At 31.2% G+C, this 23270-nt stretch carries 18 protein-coding genes; 7 read left to right on the top strand and 11 right to left on the bottom strand.

Going from position 1 to position 23270, the window contains the following annotated elements:
* The first annotated feature begins 62 nt into the window (after nt 1-62).
* A complete protein-coding gene (locus BT151_RS05075; RefSeq protein ID WP_072400658.1) occupies nt 63-2888 on the top strand; it encodes a TonB-dependent receptor in 2826 nt (941 codons plus the stop codon).
* 74 nt (nt 2889-2962) lie between these two features.
* Here the strand turns inward: BT151_RS05075 and BT151_RS05070 are convergent, their stop codons facing one another.
* Complete coding sequence (locus BT151_RS05070; protein WP_072400657.1) at nt 2963-3277, bottom strand: toxin-antitoxin system YwqK family antitoxin; 315 nt, start codon at nt 3275-3277, stop codon at nt 2963-2965.
* A gap of 291 nt (nt 3278-3568) precedes the next feature.
* Here BT151_RS05070 and BT151_RS05065 point away from each other — a divergent pair, with 291 nt between their 5' ends.
* On the top strand, nt 3569-5851 hold the full coding sequence (locus BT151_RS05065) for an inorganic phosphate transporter (protein WP_072400656.1): 2283 nt from the start codon (nt 3569-3571) through the stop codon (nt 5849-5851).
* Between the two features lie 63 nt (nt 5852-5914).
* Here the strand turns inward: BT151_RS05065 and BT151_RS05060 are convergent, their stop codons facing one another.
* The 4 genes from BT151_RS05060 to BT151_RS05045 form a co-directional block, all read right to left on the bottom strand.
* Nucleotides 5915-6382: an RDD family protein gene (locus BT151_RS05060; protein ID WP_072400655.1), complete on the bottom strand. Its 468-nt coding sequence runs from the start codon at nt 6380-6382 to the stop codon at nt 5915-5917.
* A gap of 176 nt (nt 6383-6558) precedes the next feature.
* On the bottom strand, nt 6559-9051 hold the full coding sequence (locus BT151_RS05055) for a ribonucleoside-diphosphate reductase subunit alpha (RefSeq protein WP_072400654.1): 2493 nt from the start codon (nt 9049-9051) through the stop codon (nt 6559-6561).
* Nucleotides 9052-9218: 167 nt separating this feature from the next.
* Entirely contained in the window at nt 9219-10202 is a 984-nt protein-coding gene (locus tag BT151_RS05050) for a ribonucleotide-diphosphate reductase subunit beta (RefSeq protein ID WP_072400653.1), read from the bottom strand.
* Nucleotides 10203-10477: 275 nt separating this feature from the next.
* A complete protein-coding gene (locus BT151_RS05045) occupies nt 10478-11047 on the bottom strand; it encodes a DUF3109 family protein (protein ID WP_072400652.1) in 570 nt (189 codons plus the stop codon).
* A 97-nt stretch (nt 11048-11144) separates the two neighbouring features.
* On the opposite strand from BT151_RS05045, the gene BT151_RS05040 reads away from it, so the two are divergent.
* From BT151_RS05040 to BT151_RS05030, 3 genes are read left to right on the top strand one after another with little or no spacing between them, the layout of a single operon-like run.
* Nucleotides 11145-11732, top strand: coding sequence for a MarC family protein (locus BT151_RS05040; RefSeq protein ID WP_072400651.1), 588 nt, complete (start codon nt 11145-11147; stop codon nt 11730-11732).
* A gap of 13 nt (nt 11733-11745) precedes the next feature.
* Complete coding sequence (locus BT151_RS05035; protein WP_072400650.1) at nt 11746-11949, top strand: hypothetical protein; 204 nt, start codon at nt 11746-11748, stop codon at nt 11947-11949.
* Nucleotide 11950: 1 nt separating this feature from the next.
* Entirely contained in the window at nt 11951-12556 is a 606-nt protein-coding gene (locus tag BT151_RS05030; RefSeq protein ID WP_072400649.1) for an FAD-dependent oxidoreductase, read from the top strand.
* A 7-nt stretch (nt 12557-12563) separates the two neighbouring features.
* Here BT151_RS05030 and BT151_RS05025 read toward each other — a convergent pair whose 3' ends face one another.
* The 5 genes from BT151_RS05025 to BT151_RS05005 form a co-directional block, all read right to left on the bottom strand.
* Complete coding sequence (locus BT151_RS05025; protein ID WP_072400648.1) at nt 12564-15779, bottom strand: T9SS type B sorting domain-containing protein; 3216 nt, start codon at nt 15777-15779, stop codon at nt 12564-12566.
* 99 nt (nt 15780-15878) lie between these two features.
* Nucleotides 15879-17468: a S41 family peptidase gene (locus BT151_RS05020; protein ID WP_072400647.1), complete on the bottom strand. Its 1590-nt coding sequence runs from the start codon at nt 17466-17468 to the stop codon at nt 15879-15881.
* Nucleotides 17468-17899, bottom strand: a complete 432-nt coding sequence (locus BT151_RS05015; RefSeq protein WP_072400646.1) for a deoxycytidylate deaminase — start codon at nt 17897-17899, stop codon at nt 17468-17470. Before BT151_RS05015 ends, BT151_RS05020 begins: the two co-directional genes overlap by 1 nt.
* Before the next feature lie 141 nt (nt 17900-18040).
* Nucleotides 18041-18631 carry a HupE/UreJ family protein gene (locus BT151_RS05010; protein ID WP_072400645.1) on the bottom strand — a complete coding sequence of 197 codons (591 nt, stop codon included), beginning with the start codon at nt 18629-18631 and terminating at the stop codon, nt 18041-18043.
* A 146-nt stretch (nt 18632-18777) separates the two neighbouring features.
* The gene (locus BT151_RS05005; protein ID WP_072400644.1) at nt 18778-19749 is read right to left on the bottom strand and encodes an NAD-dependent epimerase/dehydratase family protein; all 972 of its coding nucleotides are present in this window, start codon (nt 19747-19749) and stop codon (nt 18778-18780) included.
* Nucleotides 19750-19909: 160 nt separating this feature from the next.
* Between BT151_RS05005 and BT151_RS05000 the strand changes: the two genes are divergently transcribed.
* Both BT151_RS05000 and BT151_RS04995 read left to right on the top strand, forming a co-directional pair.
* Nucleotides 19910-20428 (top strand): hypothetical protein, encoded by a 519-nt coding sequence (locus tag BT151_RS05000; protein ID WP_072400643.1) that lies wholly within the window; start codon nt 19910-19912, stop codon nt 20426-20428.
* A 107-nt stretch (nt 20429-20535) separates the two neighbouring features.
* Complete coding sequence (locus tag BT151_RS04995; RefSeq protein ID WP_072400642.1) at nt 20536-22632, top strand: M13 family metallopeptidase; 2097 nt, start codon at nt 20536-20538, stop codon at nt 22630-22632.
* A gap of 77 nt (nt 22633-22709) precedes the next feature.
* Here the strand turns inward: BT151_RS04995 and BT151_RS04990 are convergent, their stop codons facing one another.
* Nucleotides 22710-23255 (bottom strand): hypothetical protein, encoded by a 546-nt coding sequence (locus tag BT151_RS04990; protein ID WP_072400641.1) that lies wholly within the window; start codon nt 23253-23255, stop codon nt 22710-22712.
* Nucleotides 23256-23270: the final 15 nt, after the last annotated feature.

Here is a 23270-nt window from a genome sequence, read left to right as displayed (position 1 = left end):
TATTTAAATAATAAAGTACTACTGTTTACTCTAGGGTAGGCAGTAGTTTACAAATTATATATATGAAAAATATTTATATTGTTCTTGCTCTTTTTTTTAGCTCTTTGTTTGGCATTAACGCACAAACAGGAACAGTAGCAGGAAATGTCTTGGATGGTGAATACAATAATGAGCCAATGGCATTTGCTAATATTATAGTAAAGGGCACTACAACTGGTACAACTTCAGATTTTGATGGGAAATACCAATTAAATCTTGATGAAGGTACTTACACACTAATATTTTCTTTTGTTGGTTATCAATCAAAAGAAATAACTGATGTTATTATTAAATCTGGAGAAGTTGTTGACTTAGATGTTGTATTAGCATCAAATGCTTTAGATCAAATTGTAATTACTACAAGTGTAAAACGAAATACTGAAAATGCGGTATTAAACATTCAAAAAAAATCGGTTACTCTATTAGATGGTTTATCAGCTCAAAGTATAAAATCTAGTGGTGCTGGCGATTTAGCTAGTGCAGTAAAAAGTGTTCCTGGAGTTTCTGTTCAAGGAGGCAAATATGTATACGTAAGAGGTCTTGGAGACCGTTACACTAAATCTATATTAAATGGTGTTGATATTCCTGGTTTAGATCCAGATAGAAATACTATTCAAATGGATATCTTTCCTACTAATATTTTAGATAACATTATAGTTATTAAATCTGCTGCTGCAGAATATCCAGCAGATTTTACAGGAGGTGTTATAGATATTGTAACTAAAGATTTCCCAACTAAGTTTGAAGCATCAGTATCTGCTGGTGTTGGATATAATCCTGATATGCATTTCAATAATGATTATTTAAGTGGTGAAGGTAGTGATACAGATTTTTGGGGATATGATGATGGAACACGTAATGTGCCTATAAACAGATATCAAAAAATCCCTGGTACTTTTGCAAATAGAGGTTTATTAACAACCCTTACAGGTCGTTTTGATAAAGAGCTAAGAGCTAAAAAAGAAGAAAGTAAACCAAATTTTGATTTTGGTTTTACTATTGGTAATCAACATAATGTTGGAGATAATAATAAACTAGGATATTTAGCTTCATTTAGCTACAAAAACTCTACCACTTTTTATGAGAATCGTCAAGATGGTGCTTTTGCTAGAGACAACTTAAACACATCAAATAACGAACTTTTAATTGATAGAATTTCTCTTGGTAGTGAAGGTATTAATAATGTATTATTAAATGGTTTAGCTGGTATTACATATAAAACTGAGCGTTCAAAGTACAAAGCGACATTACTTCATATTCAAAATGGAGAGTCTAGTGGTGGTTTCTTTTCTCAAAATATAGCTCAAGGTGGACAAGGACAAGGTATTGAGCCAATTACTAAAGATGCTATTACTTATACTGAAAGATCTGTTACAAACTTACTTTTAAATGGAGTACATTCATTTGGAGCTAATAACGATTGGAATTTTGACTGGAAATTATCACCAACTTTTTCAAAAGTATATGATAAAGACCATAAAATAACACCTTTACAAGAATCTCAAAATGGTGAGTTTTTTGTAAGTCCTTCTGCATCGACTTTTCCTATTAGAATTTGGAGATGGTTACAAGAAGAAAACTGGGCATCAAAATTCGATTTTAGTAAAAAATATGAATTATTTGGAAAACCTGCTAAAGTAAAATTTGGTGGAGCTTACACTTATAAGTTTAGGGATTTTAGTGTTGATGATTTTACATTCAATACAAACTCTTCTGTACAAGGCGGAAATCCAGATAATTTATTAGCACCAGATAACATCTGGTCAAGAGACAACACTACTGGTACCTTTTTAGTTTTTGGAGATCAATTTAACCCTAATGATGCTTACGAAGGTGAACAAAACATTGCTGCAACTTATATCTCTAATGAGTTTAATGTAACTGAAAAACTTAAAGCTATTTTAGGTTTAAGATCTGAAGTTTTCACATCTTACTATACTGGTCAAGATGGACAAAATACTTTTGATAGAGTAAAAGTACTAGACGAGCATGATTTATTCCCATCTGCAAATTTAATTTACGCAGTAACTGAAGAATCAAATATTCGTACTTCTTACTATAAAACAACTGCAAGACCTTCTTTTAAAGAAGCTTCATTATCTCAAATATTCGATCCAATTACAGATAGATTATTTATTGGTAACATCAATCTAGTTCCTACATATGTAGACAATTTCGATTTAAGATTTGAACATTTTGGAGAAGAAGGACAAATGTTTGCTGTTAGTGGTTTTTACAAAGATTTTACAGATCCTATTGAGTTAACGTTTTTCTTACAAGCTCCTACTCAACTTCAACCACAAAACTTAGGTAATGGTAAAGTTTATGGTCTTGAGTTTGAATTTAGAAAACACTTTGGTTTTATATCTGAAAACTTTAAGAATTTAAAAATTAACTTAAATGCTTCTATCATTGAGTCTAAATTAACTATGGGTGAAGCCGAATTTAATTCTAGAACATCACCAGGTACACTTAGAGATGGTGAAACTGTAAACAGAGAAAGAGATTTACAGGGTCAATCACCTTATTTAATTAATGCTGGTTTAGATTATAACAATAGTGATAAGGGTTTTCAAACTGGATTATTTTTTAATGTTCAAGGAAAAACTTTAGAAGTTGTAGGTACTGGTCTAATTCCAGATGTTTACACGAAACCTTTTGAGAGCTTAAACTTTACTTTAAACAAAGCTTTTGGAGAAAAGAAAAACTCTTCTATAGATTTTAAAATCAACAATATTTTAGGTAGTGAAAGAGAGAGTGTTTACGAATCTTTTGGAGCTCAAGACCGTGTTTTTTCTTTAAGACAGCCGGGTACAGAGTTTTCAATTGGATACTCTTATAAATTCTAGATAGTATTAAATTTTTTATAAAAAAAACCTCCTAAAATTACTTTTAGGAGGTTTTATTTTTAATAACTATTTCTCTATAAAGATGCTACATTATCTGTATAACTAACAACTTTTTTATTGCCGTCAATCCAGTGAATCCATTTTCCAACTTTCTTACCATTATCATAAAAAGCAGCAACTAACTTGTTACCTTTATTATCATAACTAATCCATTTACCATCTAATTTACCATCTAAAGTAAAAGATCCTATTTGGCTAACTTCACCATTATCATGGTAATAAACAGCATCAATTAAGTTCGTTTCTTTATTTAAAGTTAATGTTTTTTCTTTTTGTGCAAATGCCACCGTTGTAAAAAGCGCTATGGCTAAAATTAATATATTTTTCATTTTCCTGTGGGGTTTTAATTAATAATTACTTTACAAATATATCATAAATTTTACATTCAAGCAACAATTACATAACATTAAATTAACATTAAACTTATAATTAACTGATTTTTAATGATTTAATATTTTTGAAAAATCAAAATTTAACATAAATACAAAAAAAAGAAGGCAAAAATAAGAGGTATAAACACAAATATTTAAGCTTAAATTGAAAAGAACATAACATTTCCGTAACATTGAGTTCAATTTAAAATTAGACATTTGTTTTCAATATTTTTTGACATTCTATTAATGGGAGATATTTATATCTATATGCTAGTGGCACTAGCTTTTTTAGCTGTTGCCGATTTAGTTGTTGGTGTTAGTAACGATGCAGTAAATTTTCTTAATTCTGCTATTGGCTCGAAAGCCGTTTCTTTTAAAACTATAATGATTGTTGCCAGTTTGGGGGTGACCTTTGGCGCTTTGTCTTCAAGTGGCATGATGGAAGTAGCCCGTAAAGGTATTTTCAACCCTGGCGAATTCATGTTTGATGAAATCATGATAATTTTTATGGCCGTTATGGTTACAGACATTTTATTATTAGATTTTTTTAACACACTTGGGCTTCCAACATCTACAACAGTTTCAATTGTTTTTGAGCTTTTAGGTGCTTCGGTTTGTATTGCAATAATTAAGATATCAGCCGATAATAGCCAAAATTTACTACATATTGGTAATTATATTAATAACGAAAAAGCCATTGAAATTATTTTTGGTATTTTACTCTCAGTAGTTGTTGCTTTTTCTATTGGAGCAATTATTCAATTTGCATCAAGGCTTTTATTATCATTCAATTTTAATGATAAACCAAAGTTTTATGGCGCTATTTTTAGCGGATTTGCAGTAACCTCTATCATGTATTTCATACTTATTAAAGGTATTAAAAATGCCACTTTTATGAGTGATAGTACAAACGGCTTAATATCTGCTAACCCATTGACAATACTTGCCATTAGTTTTGTTATTTTTACTATCATATCTTTTATTTTAGTTTCCTTTTTTAAACTAAACATTTATAAAATTATTATTGTTGTTGGTACGTTTGCGCTTGCTGTTGCCTTTGCAGGAAATGATTTAGTAAATTTTATTGGTGTGCCTATTGCAGCCTTTAATTCTTACGAAGCTTGGTCTGTAACCAATATACTTCCTCAACATTTTCCTATGGTAGCTTTGGGGCAACCTGTGCAAACAGAGCCTTATCTACTACTTATTGCTGGTTTAATAATGGTTTTAACACTTTGGTTTTCTAGCAAAGCAAGAGCAGTTGTAAAAACCTCGGTAGACTTATCAAGACAAGATGAAGGCAAGGAACGTTTTGAACCAAATTATTTATCAAGAAGTATTGTTAGAACTACCATAGTTGCATCAGAAGGACTTAACAATTTATTACCTAATTCTTTTAAACAATATATAGATAAACAATTTGAAAAGCCTAAAATTTCAAAAGCTATAAAATCTGAGGATTTACCTGCTTTCGATTTAGTAAGAGCTGCTGTAAACCTTATGGTTGCTAGTGTGCTAATATCATTAGCAACTTCTATGAAATTACCGTTATCTACAACTTATGTAACCTTTATGGTAGCTATGGGAACCTCATTAGCAGATAGAGCTTGGGGTAAAGAAAGTGCGGTATATAGAGTTGCAGGTGTTTTAAATGTTATTGGAGGATGGTTTTTTACAGCATTAAGCGCTTTTGTGGCTGCTGCTATAATGGCTTTAATTTTATATTATGGAAGAGGTTATGCCTTAACCGCTTTACTAACTTTTGCTATCGTGCTTCTTATAAGAAATTATTTGAGCCACAGAAAAAAAGCTAAAGAACAAAAAGAAGAAGATAGTTTAGAAAAAGCTGAAAGTAGCTCTACACAAGGCGTCATTGTTGAAAGCGCTAATAATATAGCCAATGTTGTTAAACGTGGTAACAAAATATACTCTAGTGCTATTAATGGTTTAGCTACCCACAATTTAAAACTTCTTAAAAAGAATAAAAACAACATTGAAAAGCTTTCAAATGAAATTGAAGAACTTAGAGATAATATCTTTTATTTTATTAAAAACTTAGAAGAACCAAGTGTTACAGCTAGTAATTTTTATATTAATATTTTAAGTCATTTACAAGATATTGCTCAATCTTTAGAATATATATCTAATGTAAGTTTCAAGCATGTTAACAATAATCATAAAAAATTAAAATTCACTCAAATAAAAGAATTAAAAGAAATTGATAGTATTTTAGAAACCTTGTTTAACGATACTAAAAAAGCATTTAACTCTAGTTCATTTGAAGAAATAGGTTCTGTTTTAAACAGAAAATACAATATATTTAATCTCCTTACCGAAAAAATACAAAAGCAAGTTGAGCGCACACGTACTGAGGAATCTAGTCCTAAGAATACCACATTATATTTTGGGATTTTATTAGAAACTAAAGATTTACTTACAGCTACAATGAATCTTTTAGAAGAATATCATAATGCTCATGATGCTTCAGTAGAGCCTGCAAAAATTGCACACCGAGAGGAAGAAGAATAGTTTTAAAACTTTTAATATATAAAAAAACACATCTTGTTAAGATGTGTTTTTTTATATAATATTTTAAATATCATCTTGTGATTTTCCTATGAGCTCTAACTCACTTTGCGATTTCTTTTTGGCTTCAAATCTAACCACATCAACCACAAAAGTATTTGAAATAGAATCGTGCCAACCCCTTCCATTATTTCCTAAAAAAGAAAAGGCTTCAAAAGGTATTATTCTAGAGAAACTTCTTTTTAAATAATCTATCACAGAAGGCATTGTTCCATCCTCCAAAACTACTTTGGTTTTTGTGACAAATTTCCCAACTGTTCTTCCCTTAAGCAAAGTTTCTGTTATAAAATAAAGTAGTGCCAAAACTGTTCCTGTTATTAATCTGTCTAAAAAAGGATTTATATTCTCTAAATCATAAAAGAAATCATCTACAACCGTTGCTTCTTCAGCAAAACTATACCATAATAACGTAATTAATATAACAAATCCATAAAACAAGGCTAAATTAATTATGAGATCAATGATATAATTAATAAATCGATTTCCTTTTTAGCGTATAAATCTGGGGTAACAACAAAATTTGGTTCAGTCATAATTTTCTTATTATTTTATATAAATATAGTATTAATAATAAAAAAGCACCTCTTTCGAGGTGCTTTTCTAAAAATTTGGGGTTCCCCCTTTCGAGGGAACTACCTAATATCTATTGCTTAAGATCCACACATTAAACAGTCGTCTCCTTCTCCTGCTTTTGCCTGTGCAATAAGTGCTTTCATTTCATCTGCAGACATTGGTTCAACATCTACTTCTGGTGTATTTTGTTTCGCAAATTTAGCTGCATTTTGAGCTGCTAATTTCTTTTTCTTTGCTTCTCCTTGCTCAGAGGCAGGCGCTTGATTTACAACCTCAACAACTTCTGCCGTTGGCTCTTCTTTTTTAGTGGTTTGTAAAGTAAACTTAATAGCATCAACCGCACTCTTAGTACGTAAATAATACATTCCTGTTTTTAAGCCACTTTTCCAAGCGTAAAAATGCATAGATGTAAGTTTAGCCATGGTTGCTCCTTCTAAGAACAAGTTAAGCGATTGTGACTGATCTATGAAATATCCTCTCTGGCGAGACATATCTATAATATCCTTCATACTTAACTCCCAAACCGTTTTGTATAAATCTTTTATATGCTGAGGAACGTCTACATTTTGTACCGATCCATTAGCACGCATAATATCCTGTTTTAAGTTTTCATTCCAAAGACCTAATTCCACTAAATCTTCTAATAAATGTTTGTTAACCACAATAAACTCACCAGATAAAACACGACGTGTATAAATGTTAGATGTATACGGCTCAAAACATTCATTATTACCAAGTATTTGAGATGTAGATGCTGTTGGCATTGGTGCAACTAATAATGAGTTACGCACACCATGTTTTAGTACTTGCTTGCGTAATTTTACCCAATCCCAGTTACCACTTAATTCCTCATCTTTTAAACCCCAAAGGTTATGTTGAAACTTTCCTTCACTTATTGGAGATCCTTCATAAGTTTGGTAAGGTCCATCTTCTTTAGCCTCTTCCATACTTGCTGTTACAGCAGCGAAATAAAGTGTTTCAAAAATATCTTGATTTAATTGTTTAGCCTCATCACTTGTAAAAGGCATACGCAATTGAATGAAAGCATCTGCTAATCCTTGAACACCTAAACCTATTGGTCTATGTCGCATATTAGAGTTTTCTGCTTCTTTTACCGGATAGTAATTTCTATCTATTACTCTATTTAAGTTTTTAGTAACACGCTTAGTAATACGGAATAATTCTTTATGATCGAATTCTCCATTTTTAATAAACATTGGTAAAGCAATAGATGCTAAATTACAAACTGCTACCTCATCTGGAGATGTATATTCTAAAATCTCTGTACATAAATTAGATGAACGAATAGTTCCTAAATTTTGTTGATTAGACTTACGGTTAGCCGCATCTTTATAAAGCATATAAGGTGTACCTGTTTCAATTTGAGATTCTAATATTTTTTCCCAAAGTTCACGTGCTTTAATTGTTTTTCTTCCTTTTCCTTCGGCTTCATATTTTAAATATAAAGCTTCAAAAGCTTCACTATGTACTTCATCCATTCCTGGACATTCGTTAGGACACATTAATGTCCATTCTCCATTTTCTTCAACACGTTTCATGAATAAATCTGAAATCCACATCGCGTAAAATAAATCACGTGCACGCATTTCTTCTTTACCATGGTTTTTCTTTAAATCTAAGAAATCAAAAATATCGGCATGCCATGTTTCAATGTAAATAGCAAAACTCCCTTTTCTTTTTCCTCCACCTTGATCTACATAACGTGCTGTGTCATTAAATACCTGTAGCATTGGAACAATACCATTACTTGTCCCGTTTGTACCTGCAATATAACTTCCTGTTGCACGTATATTATGAATAGCTAACCCTATTCCTCCAGCAGATTGTGAAATTTTAGCTGTTTGTTTTAGTGTATCGTAAATGCCCTCAATACTATCATCTTTCATAGTTAAAAGAAAACAAGATGACATTTGTGGTTTTGGTGTACCAGAATTAAATAACGTTGGTGTAGCGTGTGTAAAATATTTTTTAGACATTAACTCATAAGTCTCAATAGCCGACTCTAAATCATTTAAATGAATTCCTATTGAAACACGCATAAGCATGTGTTGTGGACGTTCAGCAATTTGACCGTTCAATTTTAGAAGGTATGAACGCTCTAATGTTTTAAAACCAAAATAATCGTAACCAAAATCGCGATTGTATATAATAGTAGAATCAAGGCGTTCTTTATTTGCCATAATCACTTCATATACGTCATCTGCTAAAAGTGGTGCTTCCTTTCCTGTTCTTGGATTTACATATTTATGTAAATCTTCCATAACCTCACTAAATGTTTTCTTTGTGTTTTTGTGTAAGTTAGAAACTGAAATACGCGCCGCTAAACGTGCGTAATCTGGGTGTGCAGTAGTCATGGTTGCAGCAATTTCTGCAGCAAGATTATCAAGCTCACTAGTTGTTACACCGTCATATAAACCTTCAATAACTCGCATAGCAACTTTTAATGGATCAACCAATTCGTTTAATCCATAACATAATTTACGAACTCTTGCTGTGATTTTGTCGAACATCACTTGTTCTTTTCTTCCGTCTCTTTTTACTACATACATTGTTTTACACGTTTTTAGGTTCCCTGATACACCTTCAGAAAATGGGTTAGTTAGTTATTCTAATATTTGCTCTTAATTTGCATTAAGCTCAAATACAGTTAGTTTTTCAATTCAATAAAATGGTATTTAGTTTAGTTTTCCATTAAAAATGGAAGTATCTTTTTTGACTAAAAATCGGCGTCAAAACTGAATTTATCTTTTTCCTCTTCTTTGTTAAGAACTCCAGCTTTTTGATATTCAGATACTCGTTTTTCAAAGAAATTAGTTTTTCCTTGTAACGAAATCATATCCATAAAATCAAACGGGTTTGCTGTATTATATTCTTTATCGCAACCAAGTTCAAATAACAATCTATCTGTTACAAACTCTAAGTATTGCGCCATTAAAACAGAATTCATCCCTATTAAACTAGCTGGTAAAGATTCTGTTATAAATTCACGTTCTATATCTAAAGCATCCACTAATATTTCTCTAATTCTAGCTTTTGGTACTTTGTTTATTAAATGCTCATTATGTAAGTGTACTGCAAAATCACAATGCACACCTTCATCACGAGAAATTAACTCGTTAGAGAATGTTAATCCTGGCATTAAACCTCTTTTCTTTAACCAGAAAATAGAACAAAATGCTCCTGAGAAGAAAATGCCCTCTACTGCTGCAAACGCGATTAAACGCTCTGCAAAACTTGGAGACTCAATCCATTTAAGTGCCCAGTCTGCTTTCTTTTTAATTGCAGGAAAATTATCTAAAGCATTAAATAATAAATCTTTTTCTTTTTCGTCTTTTACGTAAGTATCTATTAAAAGTGAGTAGGTTTCACTATGTATGTTTTCCATCATAATTTGAAATCCATAAAAGAATTTCGCCTCACTATATTGCACTTCGTTTACAAAGTTTTCAGCTAAATTTTCATTTACAATACCATCACTTGCCGCAAAAAACGCTAAAATATGTTTTATGAAATAACGCTCGTCATCATTTAATTTATTTGACCAATCTGTTAAATCTTGGTGCAAATCAATTTCTTCTGCTGTCCAGAAACTTGCCTCAGATTTTTTATACCATTCCCAAATATCATGATGTTGAATTGGAAAAATAACAAAACGATCTTTGTTTTCTTGAAGAATGGGTTCTACGGCTACTTGCGACATTGTTTTTGGATTTTTTAAAAGTTTAACGAAAAAATTTTCGATTTAGGGAACTACAAAGATTCAAAAATGTAACCATAAATGAAAGGTATAGTTATAAACATTGTCAACAAGTTTTTAACAAAGAAAAAAAACTTACAGAAAATTTTTGTTTTGAAATTTTTGATTATAAATAATTGACTACTAGTATTTTAAAATAAAAACACTAAGATTCGAGCACATTAAAAATATGAGAGCAACTAGCCTTTGAAACGCCTATTTTTACAGTGCTTAACAGACTATTTTTGAAGATTTTTAGCCACTTTTTCTAATTCCATATACCAGTCTTCACCAAATTTTCTAATGAGAGCTTCTTTAACAAATTTGTAAACAGGAACACCCAATTCTTCACCAAGCTCACATGCATCGTCACAAATTTGCCATTTATGATAATTTACTGCAGAAAACTCACTATAATCACTAACTCTAATTGGATACAAGTGACAAGATACTGGTTTTTTCCATGTAACCTCACCTTGATTATAGGCCTCCTCTATAGCACAAAGAGCTACATTTTTTTCGTCAAAAATCACGTAGGCACAATCGGCACCGTTAATTAGCGGAGTTTCAAATTCACCATCTTCAGAAGTTGTATAAGTTCCTTGCGCTTCAATAGCATCAATACCTTCTTGTCTTAAAAAAGGTTTTACTTTAGGGTAAATATCTTGAAGTATTTTAGTTTCATCTGTCTCAAGTGGCGCACCAGCATCACCATCAATACAACATGCTCCTTTACAAGCAGATAAGTTGCATAAAAAATCTTTTTTTATAACATCTTCAGAAACAATCGTTTTCCCTAATTGGAACATAAAATAAATTATTTGTAGCTTGCAAAAATAGTTAATCTTTAGGTGAATTTAATTAAGATAATAAGCTACTTTTGCCGAAAATTTAAAAACCAATATAATGCAATTTAATTTCAAAGAAATATTTACAGCTTTTATGGTATTATTTGCTGTTATAGATATTGTAGGAAATATCCCTATCGTTATTGATTTACGTAAAAAAGCAGGACACATTCAAAGCGAAAAAGCATCTATTATTGCTGGTGTTATTTTAATCGTTTTTTTATTTCTAGGGAAGAGCATTTTAAACCTTATTGGTATTGACGTTAATTCTTTTGCCGTTGCAGGTTCATTTATATTGTTTTTTATTGCTTTAGAAATGATTTTAGGTATTACCTTATATAAACAAGAAGAGCACGACTCAATGACAACAGCTGTGTTCCCTTTAGCTTTCCCTCTTATTGCGGGCCCAGGTAGCTTAACAACTTTATTATCGTTACGCGCAGAATTTAAAATAGAAAACATTATTGTTGCTGTTTTAATGAATGTTATTATTATTTTTATTGTACTTAAAACTTCAACAAAGATTGAAAAGCTTATCGGTCAAAATGGTATCAATATTATACGCAAAGTGTTTGGTGTTGTTTTATTAGCTATTGCTGTTAAATTATTTGCGCACAACATAAAAGCTCTTTTTAATCTCGTTTAAAAATTTTTATAATATGAAAATACTAACACTTATTATTAGCTTTATAGCTTTAGGACTTATCATTTTTAACTTCACAAAAGTGAATTTTGATGCACCTTTTGAAGGTGATAGTATTATTGCTTTAATTACTATTATTGCATCTCTTTGTGTTATACTTATGATGTTTATATTAAGAGTTTCAAAACGCATTGAACAAAAAGTAAAAGAACGTAGCTAATATGTTCGATGCTTTAATTATTGGTGGTGGAGCAGCAGGAATGTCTTGCGCATTGGTTTTAGGTTCTGCAAAGGATAAGGCTTTTGCAAAAGATAAACGTATAGGCATTATTACACACCAAAAAACATCGCATTTACAAACAGCGCTTTTTAATAATGTTTTAGGACTACAAGCAGGAACTACAGGTGCATCTATTTTAAAAAGCGGCAAAGAGCAACTTGCTACTTTATATCCGCACGTTGAACAAATTGATAAAGAAAAAGTTTTAGAGATTTCTAAAACCAATCAAGGTTTCATGGTTAAGACCAATAAAAGCTCATACACAAGCAAACTAGTTGTTATTGCTGTTGGCTACACCAATTTAATGACTATAAAAGGTTTAGAAAATTTCATTGAACCGCACCCAAGAGCAGCTATTGAAAAAGATCGAATTTGGTTAAAAAACACAGACCATTTAATTGAAGACAACCTTTATGTTGCCGGCACTTTAGCTGGTTGGCGTAGTCAATTTGCTATGGCTTCTGGTAGCGGAGCACATGTAGCAACTGATATTTTAACGCTTTGGAATGATGGGAAGCATGTTAAAGTGCATGATAAGGTTGTTTGAAAAACTATTATCTTTTTAGAGTAAAATGTCCGCTTTTTATTGTTCCATCATTAAAGACAACTTTAAACCAATACTCATTTATTGGAAGATAGGTACCATTGAAAGTTCCATCCCAGCTATATTGAGAAGAGGGTAAGTGTTTTAATAGCTTACCATATCTATCATAGATAAAAATTGAATAATCTTTATCCGTTTTTCCTTTTAGTTTCCAAAAATCATTATATCCATCATTATTTGGTGTGAAAAATTTTGGATAATCTAAAATAGAAATTGCCTCTTCTAAAACCCCACAACCATTTATTTCTCTTACAAATACCTTATAATCTCCTCCAACTAAATTATTAAACACATTGTTGTTTTGAAAACTTATTCTGTCTAAAGAGAATTCATAATCTAAGTTTGAATTTATAATAATTTCTATCATATTATTACTACTAAACTCCTCTATTTTAATTTCATAATCAGAAATTGGAGTCACATCAGTTATTGTAACATTAACTTCCGAAGTGTCTGAACCACAAACACCATTGGTAACTGTATAAATATAAGTTCCTGAAATATCAATAGAAGGATTAAATATGCCTGTATTACTTGATAAGCTTGGTGCCCAAACCCCTCCTGTATCTGGTATGCCTGTTAAACTATTAAATAAATCTATAGAACTACTATTTATACATATCTCTAAACTACCATCTTCTCCTGCATTTGGTAATTCATCAACCGTAACATTAACTTCAGAAGTATCTGTGCCACAAATGCCACTGGTTACTGTGTAACTATAAATCCCTGAAGAATCTATTGATGGATTAAACACACCTGATCCACTAGTTAAACTTGGTGTCCAAACGCCTCCTGTATCTGGTATACCTGTTAAACTATTAAATAAATCTACAGAACTACTATTTATACATATCTCTAAACTACCATCTTCTCCTGCATTTGGTAATACATCAACCGTAACATTAACTTCAGAAGTATCTGTGCCACAAATGCCACTGGTTACTGTGTAACTATAAATCCCTGAAGAATCTATTGATGGATTAAATATACTTGTTCCACTACTTAAACTTGGTGCCCAAACGCCTCCTGTATCTGGTATACCTGTTAAACTATTAAATAAATCTACAGAACTACTGTTTATGCATATCTCTAAACTACCATCTTCTCCTGCATTTGGTAATTCATCAACCGTAACATTAACTTCAGAAGTATCTGTACCACAAACGCCATTGGTTACTGTGTAACTATAAATTCCTGAAGAGTCTATTGATGGATTAAATATACCTGTTCCACTACTTAAACTTGGTACCCAAACACCTCCTGTATCTGGTACACCTGTTAAACTAGCAAACAAATCAACAGAACTACTATTTATACATATCTCTAAATTACCATCTTCTCCTGCATTTGGTAATGCATCAACCGTAACATTAACTTCCGAAGTATCTGTTCCACAAACGCCATTGGTTACTGTGTAGACATAAATTCCAGAGGAATCTGTTGATGGATTAAATACGCCTGTTTCACTACTTAAACTTGGTGCCCAAACGCCTCCTGTATCTGGTACACCTGTTAAACTAGCAAATAAATCTACTGAACTACTGTTTATACATATCTCTAAATCACCGTCTTCTCCGGCACTCAAAATATTGGATTGTTGAAATTCAAAAATACTGTCCGAATTACTATCCAGCGGAATTGAGTATCCATCTGACTCTCCAATTATTAATCCATTACTATCAACAGTATCAGGAAGACTTCCCAAAGTGCCATTGTCATCACTATCAGTAAATCCTGCTTCAATAACATCAAAACAACCATCGTTATCACTATCTAAATCTTGATGGTCTGGATAATTATCCCCATCTGTATCTCTATCTGGATTGCCGTTTTGTTCAACTGTGTCTAGAATTCCATCATTATCATCATCTAAATCATCATCATTTAAAATACCATCATCATCAAAATCTGGGATACATTCTTCTCTTACTTCATATTCACTACCACATTTAGAAGGGTTGTCACTTATAAAGATTTCACCGATAATACTTCCTTTAGATAATAAATTGCACAATGCTGAACAATCAGTTAAAGTACTGTTTCCAGAAATACTTATTGCTGTTCCTCCTTCAATTTCAATTTTAAAAAGATTTTCTAAACCATTTAAATTTTTTAATGAAATATTATTGCCAATTCCCAAACCCCCACCAATTTCAACTAATTTTTTAAAACCTATAAGATTATTTAATTTAATATTTTGACCTATATCTAATGTTCCTCCAAGTTTAATTAATTTTTCAAATCCTGTTATACCAATGAGGTTTTCGTTGTTAATTATATTTATGTCATCACCAATAATTTCAACGTTATTAAAGCTTTTTATATCAGTTAAACCAATTGACCAGAATTCTAATCCATCAACTCCAAAAAGATTATCAAATATTGGAATTTCAATTAATAAAGGGCATCCAGAAAAACTTAAATATCTAACTTTTTCTAAATTCGTAAAACCTATTACATTAACTAAACTAGCATTTTGTCCAATATCAATATTCCTCACAACTTCAATTAATGAATTAAATCCAATAATTTCATTAAGTATATCATTCATTTCTATACTTAAATTTCCTTTAAAAGATGATACATTATATTGGGTACCAATTTTTGTTAGCTTGTTAAATCCAATTAATTTCTCCATTGCATTAGCTCTTCTTATCAAAAACCAACCCCCAACATTCAACAAGCTATCAAAAGGTGAAATTGATTCCAAAGAATAATTCTCAGATATTTGAAAGTTTCCCCCAATTTTTTCTAATGCATTAAATCCTTTAATGTTTTTAAGACCAGAGTAATTTTGAGTAATTAAAAAGTCTCCGTTTACCGTGTGTAATTTATCTATTCCCTCAATATTTTCTATTAAATGACTTTGATCAATTTCAAAATCTCCTCCAATAAACTCTAAATTGCTAAAATTTGATACGCTATTGATTTCAGAATAATTAATTATAAGAGAACCTTCTATTCGCTTAATTGCAGTAATTCCAGAAATATCTGTAGCATCACCAATAAACAAATCACCTGTAATAACTTCACAGGTTCCATAATTAGTAATATAATCTTGAACGTCGCTCTGACTATTCAAATAAACATCTCCAGTAGGACATTGAGAATGTAATATTTCAATGAATAAAATAAAGAAAAGTAGTAAAATTGATTTATACAACTAGATTCCAATTTATATATTAGAAATCTAAAAATATATAAGATAATTAGTGTTGTTTATAAGTTATTCGTTGTAAACAAGAAATATCTGTTTAACTAATCATTCCTCTTCACTCAACTTAATAACCTCATCTATCATAATATCTCGTTGGTTGTAAACTTCTTCAAAAGCACCTGCGCCATAAAGTTGATCGGCTAGTGTGGCTTTTATATATTGTTTCACCTCATCATGATATGCTACAAACGTTACTTTAGATTCAGCTCTTAGGTTTAAATAATCTTGAAAAGCAAAAACTAAATCGTCACTTACTTTAAAATTATTTATAAACTCTTGTCTAGGAATATCGTCATAAATATGTCTGTCTTTTTCTAATTCTTCAAACACAAAATTTCCGAAAAAACCACGACGCAATAAATAAGAAAGTGTTTCGTTTTGCATGCTATTATCAATAGGCACAAACACATCGGGGATAATACCGCCGCCGCCATAAACAATTTTTCCGCCTGGTGTTGTGAATTTTAAAGAATCATCTACTTGAATTTTATCTGGATCTAAAAGCTCTCCTCTATCTAGCCTTTCGAAATATTCATCGTAGTAATCTTTATTTCCTTTATTGTAAGGTCGCTGAATGGAACGCCCTGTTGGTGTATAATAACGTGATACAGTTAACCTCACTGCGCTACCATCACCTAAATCCATTTCTCGTTGTACCAAACCTTTACCATAAGATCGACGCCCAACAATAGTGCCTTTGTCGTTATCTTGCAAGGCTCCTGCTACAATTTCGCTTGCAGATGCTGAGTTTTCATCAATAAGAACATAAACATTACCGTCTTCAAAATCACCTTTTTCCGTTGCAAAACTTTTTTCTATATTTCCGCGTTTGTTTTTTGTAAACAAAATAAGCTTATCATCTTCTAAAAATTCATCAGCTATTTGTTCGGCTATACCCAAAAAACCTCCTGGATTATTTCTTAAATCCAATGTTATTTCAGTAGCACCTAATGCCTCTAGTTTTTCTATACCAGCTTTAAATTCTTTATATGTAGATTCTGCAAAACGGTTAACTTTTATATACCCTAATTTATCGGTTAGCATATAAGCAGCATCTACACTTTTAATAGGAATCGTGCTACGTTTTACCGTGAAATCTAAAAGTTTTGGTTCGCCTCTTCTATATACTTTTAATTTAACTTTAGAGTTTTTTGAGCCTTTAAGCTTCTTAATTATTTCGCCATCTTTCAACTTATTCCCAAAAAGCGTATCGCCATCTGCCATAATAATTCTATCACCGCCCTTAATACCTGCTTTTGCACTTGGTCCGTTTTCGATAGCTCTAATTACTGCAATAGTATCTCTGTAGGTATAAAAACTTACGCCTATACCAACAAAATCACCTTTCATTTCTTCGGCAACACGTGCCATATCTTCTTTTGGAATATAAACCGAATGTGGATCGAGATTATCTAAAATTCCATTAACAGTAATATCAACAATACTATCGGTATTGACCTCATCTACATAATCGTATTCAATGTAATCAATAAGCCTGTTTAATTTGTCCTTTTTGCTATTTGTAGAAAATAAGCGATCTGGCGAATCGGTAAAATCTAATTTTCCACCAATAAAAATTCCTGCTGCAATGGCAACACCTAAAATTAAGGGCAAATATTTTTTTTGATAGGGCATTATGCTTTTAAATCTTCTATTTGTTCTAATTCAATTCCGGCCTTTTCTAAAAACCTGAGTCCAGAATCATCTTTATAAGCTTCATTATAAACTACTTTTACAATACCTGCTTGATGTATTAATTTACTACATTCTTTACAAGGTGACATCGTTATGTAAAGCGTAGCTCCTTTTGCCGATTGAGTTGACGATGCTACTTTTAAAATAGCATTAGCCTCAGCATGTAAAACATACCATTTGGTGTAGCCTTCATCATCTTCACAGAAATTTTCAAACCCTGATGGCGTACCATTGTACCCATCTGAAATTATCATTCTATCCTTTACAATTAGAGCTCCAACCTGCCTACGTTTACAGTAAGACAGTTTTCCCCATTCTTGTGCAATTCTTAAATAAGCCTTGTCGTACTTAAGTTGTTTATTTTTTGGCATTAATTTTTTATACAATTATATAGTTATGCAAATTGAAAATACAAGAACATCTCTTTAATGCGAAACAATATAACGAATATACTCGCTTCGTATTTTAATTACAATGCAAGTTCGTTAAAGTTTTTATAAGATTACTAAAATTTAAGCTAAGAAGTCGCTATTCAATATCATTGGAATTACCAAGCCAACTACAATAGCAGAAATTACCATAATCCAATCCCGTTTAGAAAACCTAAAAATAGTTTGAAAAATATAGCCTAAAAATAGGACTGCAAACACAATAATAATTTGAGCAAGTTCTATACCTAATGCAAACTCAAGCAATAAAACTAACTTATTATCAGAATCTCCCAAAAACATTTTAAACTCACGCGCAAAGCCTAAACCGTGCACTAAACCAAAGAATAATGTCGATAAAAATAAAACACCTACTTTTTCCTTTTGTGCACCTTTACCAGATGTAAATACGTTAAAAAGTGCCACAATTAAAATGGTAATAGGTATTAAAAATTCTATTATTTTGGCATTAACACTTACCACATTATATGCGGCTAAAACTAATGATAGTGTGTGGCCTAATGTAAACATTGAAACAAGTAGTAATACTCGCTTCCAATCTTTAAACATATAAGGAACTGTTAAAACTATTAGGAATAAAACGTGGTCGTAGGCATTAATATCAAGAACATGATTGATGCCGTATTGAACATTAAACCAGAAATTTTCAAGCATTTAAATTAGAATTTTAGGGTTGTTTCAAATATACAAATAAAGAATTCTGATTAACAAATTTCTTTATTTGAGATTCCCGTTTTTAAGAGAACGATAACTTTAAACGGATTTATTCAAAAAAAACTCCCAATAAATTCTCTTTTAAATTAATTTGACTTCTTTAAAATTTGGTTATACTTTTTATCTAACTGTAAAAGCATTTCTTTAGTTACATCTTCTAACAAAAATTTGTGTTTCCATTTCCAATCTTGTCTTGCATAAGAATCATTTATGCTTTTTGGCCAACTATTAGCAATTTCTTGTCTGTAATCTGGATTGTATTCTATTTTAAAATCTGGAATATAATTTTTAATAGATTCTGCAATTTCTTTTGGCGTAAAACTTATCGCTGCAAGATTGTAAGACGACCTAATTTTAATATCACTTGCCTTGGCAGTCATTATATCAACAGTAGCATTAATGGCATCATCCATATACATCATTGGGAGCTCTGTATCTTCTTTTAAAAAGCAATCGTAAAATTTCTCTTTAATAGCTTCATGATATATTTCAACTGCATAATCTGTAGTGCCGCCGCCTGGTAATGTTTTCCAACTTATAATGCCTGGGTAACGTAAACTTCTCACATCTACATCATATTTATTATGATAATATTCACACCAGCGCTCACCAACTTGTTTTGTAATTCCGTAAACGGTTGAAGGCTCCATAACCGCATATTGTGGTGTATATTCTGTTGGTGTTGTCGTTCCAAAAACAGCAATACTCGATGGCCAAAATACTTTTTTAATAAACTTAGCACGCGCTAAATTTAACACATGAAATAAGGAAGTCATATTCAAATCCCATGCTTTCATAGGGTATTTTTCGCCAGTAGCACTTAACATAGCCGCCATTAAATACACCGTGTCAATATTATGTTTTTCAACACAAACCTTAACACTTGCATAATCTTGTGCATCAACAATTTCAAAAATACCTGTATTTACAATATCTGGATTATTATAACTAATGTCGCTTGCAATTACATTTTTGTCACCATGAATGCTTCGCAGCCTAAATGTTAATTCCGAACCTATTTGTCCGCATGCCCCAATTATTAATATTTTAGAACTCATTTAAAACCTTCATTATAAGAATTTTTCAAAAATAATAAGATTTTATTGATAATATTGCATTTTAAAAATCAAAAATAATTGATTTTGATTATATTTTAAATTCATTAAAATCAAGTATTCCTATATCTTTGTAGGATGACATTATTTTAAACAAAACTATATGAATCTTAAAGTTTTAACCGTATTTAGTTTAATTCTCCTGTTTGTTTCTTGTAAAAAAACTCAAGATACCGAAGCTTCTGAGACTATTGAAAAACAACAAAGTCAAGACTTAACTCAACAAGAAATATCAAAATTAAAATACATTGAATATGCTTTAGACTCTAAAACTGAAGATGTAATTATAGATTGGAAAGAATACTACCAGTTTCAAGATATTATAACAAATATAAAACAAGGTGATTTAAGCTTTTTTTACAATAATGACGAAGAAGTTAAATTACTAGTAAAAAACTTAAAAGCAAATATCCCAGCTCAAGTAAATAGCGCTTCCATCTCGGCAAGGTTGCTAGTTTTAGAAACTAAGCTTTTAAAACTTGAGAGCTTATCAAACCTTTCTACCACTAGCAAAGAAGAATTACTAAACACTATAAAGGAGTTTTTTGTGGCGTTTTCTAATATCAATTTTCAAATGAACAAAAAAATTGAATTTGACAATCGCGATATCGAAAAACCTTAGATCCTTTAGCTTTTATTAAACTTTTGTTAATATATACTCCATTCACCGCCTTAGCAACTTATTAAATTTAAATTGGTGTTTTAATTTTTAAAGACTAATTCAATAAAATGAAAACCAATTTTAAATTTCTCCCCGTACTATCTATTTTTACCTGTTTAGTAGTGCTTGCATGTAAAGAAGATGCAAAAAAAGAAGCGTTAAAAGCCGAAGTAATCCCAGGAATAAACTTGGATTATATGGATAAAGAAGCCAAACCAAATGATGATTTTTTTAGATATGTTAATGGAAAATGGCTAGACACCACAGAAATTCCTGATGACCAAACAAGTTGGGGTGGTTTTAATGAACTAAGAAAAAAAACAGATGCAGACGTATTATCTATTCTTGAAATGGCTATGTCTGATAACAAAGACTTAAAAAAGATTCAAGTTCTACCAGGTTCAGACCAATCTAAAGCTATTAGTTTGTATGAAACTATTATGGATACAACAAGTAGAGATAACCAAGGAATAAATCCTATAAAATCTAATTTAAGTAAAATTGAAGCCATTAATAATATTAGTGACTTACAAAATTATCTTATTGAAATGGAACCAAAAGGTGGCGCTGGATTTTTTGGTTTTGGAGTTGGTGCAGATATTAAAAATAGCGATATAAACTCTGCTTATTTAGGAGCTGGCAGATTAGGTCTTCCAGATAGAGATTACTACGTAAAAGATGATGCAGACTCTCAAGAAAAAAGAGGACAATATGTAAAACATATTACTAAAATGCTACAATATCTTGGCGATTCTGAAGCTGATGCAAGTACACAAGCAAAACAAATTCTTGACTTTGAAACCCGTCTTGCTGAACCTAGAATGGACAAAGTTGACCGAAGAGATGCACGTAAGCGTTACAACCCAAGATCTATTAGTGAATTACAAAATATGGCTCCAGCAATAAACTGGAAAAATTATTTTGAAGGTATAGGTGTAAAAAAACTAGATACTATTATTGTAAGTGATGTTAAATATATTAACGCATTACAAAATATTTTGGCCGAAAATAATGTTTCCGATTGGAAAGCCTATTTGCGTTGGTCTTTATTTAATGGTGCTTCTGGCACTTTAAGTAATCATATTGAAGAAGCAAGTTGGGAGTTTTACAGTAAAACATTAAGAGGTGCAAAAAAACAACGCCCAAGAGACGAAAGAGCTTTACAAACTTTAAACGGAACTATAGGCGAAGCTTTAGGAAAATTATATGTTGATGAAAATTTCCCTCCTGAAGCTAAAGCTAAAGCTGAAAAAATGATTGCTAATGTTATTAAAGCTTTTGAAAATAGAATTAATAATTTGTCTTGGATGACAGATGAAACAAAGCAAAAAGCTGTTGAAAAATTATTAGCCTTAAATGTAAAAATAGCTTATCCAGACCAATGGAAAGATTATTCAGATTTAGAGATTAAAAGTTCAGAAGAAGGTGGTAGTTATCATGAAAATATGATGAATGCTAGAGTTTGGAATCATAAACAAAATTTAGAGGATTTAGGAAACCCTGTAGACAAAAGCAGATGGGGAATGGCTCCACAAATTGTGAATGCTTATTTTAATCCTTCTTTTAACGAGATTGTTTTTCCTGCTGCTATATTACAACCTCCTTTTTACAACTACCAAGCTGATGATGCTGTAAATTATGGTGGCATTGGCGCTGTAATTGGTCATGAAATTTCTCATTGTTTTGATGATTCGGGATCTCGATATGATAAAAATGGAAACTTAAATAACTGGTGGACAGATAAAGATTTAGAACAATTTGAAGCTTTAGGTAAAGATTTAGCAGATCAATATAGTGCTATTGAAGTTTTACCAGAGACCTTTATTAATGGTCCTTTTACATTAGGAGAAAACATTGGTGATTTAGGAGGTGTTACTGCTGCCTTTGAAGCTTTACAACTTAGCTTTGAAGAAAATGGAAGACCTTCAGAAAACATTGATGGTTTTACACCAGAACAACGTTTTTTCATGTCTTGGGCTACCGTTTGGAGAACAAAAATGAGAGATGATGCTCTTAAAAACAGAATTAAAACAGACCCTCATTCTCCAGGAATGACAAGAGCTATACAACCTTTAATGAATATTGATGCTTTTTATGAAGCCTTTAATGTTAAAGAAGGAGATAGCATGTACATAAAACCTGATGAACGCGTGAGAATTTGGTAATACATTAGGTTTGTAAAACTTAAAAACGGCAAGTATTTTAAATACTTGCCGTTTTTTAATTATTATAATTCTTTTTTTTAGAATGTAATATTCACAAAAGGGATTATTGCACTTGTATATACACTTTCATTCTCATCGTATAGTACATTATATTTTGCACCAATTAATATTTTGCTAGTAATATTAAATCCTGCTCCTACAAATAAAGCAGAGTCCCAATAATTGTGTTTGGTTTTACTTTGTGGAGTTTCTGTTTCTGTAGAAACCCTTAATTCTGCAAATTCTAATAATGTAGATATTTTATTAATAGGGTTATATATTCCTAATAAATTAGCACCAAAAGTCGTTGTATTTTGATAATTTTTTATAGAAGAATAACTGCCTTGAAGCCCACCTCCAAATGATACTTTATCACTAACCTTATATGTTAAATTAGGAGATAAATTAACGTTAGTTCCACCAACAAAACTTAATCCAAATCCGCATCCAAATTTTAGTCTTTTATCTTCTTTTGCTATACTATCTGTATCTATAGTTTTAGTGGTTTGCGAAAAACCTTTTTCACCAAATATGCCAACGGCAATAAGAATTAATAATCTTAAAATTAACTTGTTCGTTTTCATACTTGGTGTTTTAAT

The sequence above is a fragment of the Flaviramulus basaltis genome (assembly GCF_900114265.1).
Taxonomy (GTDB): Bacteria; Bacteroidota; Bacteroidia; order Flavobacteriales; family Flavobacteriaceae; genus Flaviramulus; species Flaviramulus basaltis.
This window is presented reverse-complemented; position numbering and strand designations above follow the sequence as displayed.

Excerpts from the sequence above, each read along its gene's own strand:
- BT151_RS04990 (WP_072400641.1), bottom strand. The coding sequence starts at position 23,255 with ATGAAAACGAACAAGTTAATTTTAAGATTATTAATTCTTATTGCCGTT.
- BT151_RS05065 (WP_072400656.1), top strand. The coding sequence starts at position 3,569 with ATGGGAGATATTTATATCTATATGCTAGTGGCACTAGCTTTTTTAGCT.
- BT151_RS04995 (WP_072400642.1), top strand. The coding sequence starts at position 20,536 with ATGAAAACCAATTTTAAATTTCTCCCCGTACTATCTATTTTTACCTGT.
- BT151_RS05055 (WP_072400654.1), bottom strand. The coding sequence starts at position 9,051 with ATGTATGTAGTAAAAAGAGACGGAAGAAAAGAACAAGTGATGTTCGAC.
- BT151_RS05040 (WP_072400651.1), top strand. The coding sequence starts at position 11,145 with ATGCAATTTAATTTCAAAGAAATATTTACAGCTTTTATGGTATTATTT.
- BT151_RS05035 (WP_072400650.1), top strand. The coding sequence starts at position 11,746 with ATGAAAATACTAACACTTATTATTAGCTTTATAGCTTTAGGACTTATC.
- BT151_RS05015 (WP_072400646.1), bottom strand. The coding sequence starts at position 17,899 with ATGCCAAAAAATAAACAACTTAAGTACGACAAGGCTTATTTAAGAATT.
- BT151_RS05005 (WP_072400644.1), bottom strand. The coding sequence starts at position 19,749 with ATGAGTTCTAAAATATTAATAATTGGGGCATGCGGACAAATAGGTTCG.
- BT151_RS05070 (WP_072400657.1), bottom strand. The coding sequence starts at position 3,277 with ATGAAAAATATATTAATTTTAGCCATAGCGCTTTTTACAACGGTGGCA.
- BT151_RS05075 (WP_072400658.1), top strand. The coding sequence starts at position 63 with ATGAAAAATATTTATATTGTTCTTGCTCTTTTTTTTAGCTCTTTGTTT.
- BT151_RS05030 (WP_072400649.1), top strand. The coding sequence starts at position 11,951 with ATGTTCGATGCTTTAATTATTGGTGGTGGAGCAGCAGGAATGTCTTGC.
- BT151_RS05010 (WP_072400645.1), bottom strand. The coding sequence starts at position 18,631 with ATGCTTGAAAATTTCTGGTTTAATGTTCAATACGGCATCAATCATGTT.
- BT151_RS05050 (WP_072400653.1), bottom strand. The coding sequence starts at position 10,202 with ATGTCGCAAGTAGCCGTAGAACCCATTCTTCAAGAAAACAAAGATCGT.
- BT151_RS05045 (WP_072400652.1), bottom strand. The coding sequence starts at position 11,047 with ATGTTCCAATTAGGGAAAACGATTGTTTCTGAAGATGTTATAAAAAAA.
- BT151_RS05020 (WP_072400647.1), bottom strand. The coding sequence starts at position 17,468 with ATGCCCTATCAAAAAAAATATTTGCCCTTAATTTTAGGTGTTGCCATT.
- BT151_RS05000 (WP_072400643.1), top strand. The coding sequence starts at position 19,910 with ATGAATCTTAAAGTTTTAACCGTATTTAGTTTAATTCTCCTGTTTGTT.